At 42.2% G+C, this 1009-nt stretch carries 1 protein-coding gene; it reads right to left on the bottom strand.

The features are described 5' to 3' along the window. The coding region (locus tag R7M72_RS26235) for a diguanylate cyclase (protein WP_318056610.1) at positions 1-966 on the bottom strand (966 nt) is incomplete at its 3' end. Between the last annotated feature and the right edge of the window lie 43 nt (positions 967-1009).

The following is a 1009-nucleotide window of genomic DNA, read 5'->3' as shown; positions in this document are numbered from 1 at the left end:
GTGCATGTTGACATAAAACAGTACTACGGTACTTAATACGTAAATAAAGACCGCGACCATGATGCTGTACTTTTCAAAGAACGTTAAATTCTTAATCTCGCTCCATAAGTTATATTCGTAATAAATACTGTGATTGGCACTCAAGCGCTCTTTTTCAATGGGCTTGATCCGCACGGCATCTTCAGGAATCGTTTGGAAATTGGAAACTAAGTGCAGCTTCCCGACAAGGTTTTCAGAAGTCGTGAGCAGCGCATCGACATCAAAATCAATCGAGAGCACCCCTTGGTGGACGCCTTTTTCGTAAATTGGCACTGTTAAACTGATGATTTGCCCTTCCATGGAATCAAGCATCGGCCCAGGCCCAGCCAATGTAATGTTGACCTTATCTTGCGCGGTTTTTTGCCAGAATGGCCTCGCCTTTAACGTTGACCAAAGCTCTTTAGTAAAATTCTTCGCGTACTTATCGGGCGACGAAATAACATAACCACGTTTATCGATGTAATGGATACCAACAATGTGGGATTCAATATCATGAAGGAAGGACAAAGAAGGGGCAAAGCCTGCTTTTTGTTCTGCAAGTTTGTTGATTTTCGTCCCTGCCTGACACAAGCTTTTTTCGCCGACGATCATGTAATCAACATCAACCGCTGGCAGGCCATCGCTGTATACGTTCTCCAATAGCAAAACATCAATCGGCCATATATAGCAGATGTCGCCTTTCACAATAGAGTTATGCTCTTCAGAAAGAGGGTTCGCGAAGTTTGAATAGTTGGTAAAGCTGTAGTCCAGTGCAGTTAAGACTTTGATACCACGAGTTAACGCTCTATCGATACGCGAATATTCAGTATCAATATAGCGATTGACTGCATCGTAGTAGTTTTTTGTAGTAACGAGCATTACCACAATGAATAGAACTAAAGGAAAGAAAACAACAAATGAGAGGCTAAATCGCCTTTGGTTAACCATTGAGTACCATTGTTTAAGTGTTCGCCTCTCATATGCATCGGCT

The sequence above is a fragment of the Vibrio sp. YT-18 genome (assembly GCF_033337345.1).
GTDB classification, from domain to species: Bacteria; Pseudomonadota; Gammaproteobacteria; order Enterobacterales; family Vibrionaceae; genus Vibrio; species Vibrio alginolyticus.
Note: the sequence above shows the minus strand (reverse complement) of the source record. Positions and strands in the feature narration are given on the sequence as shown.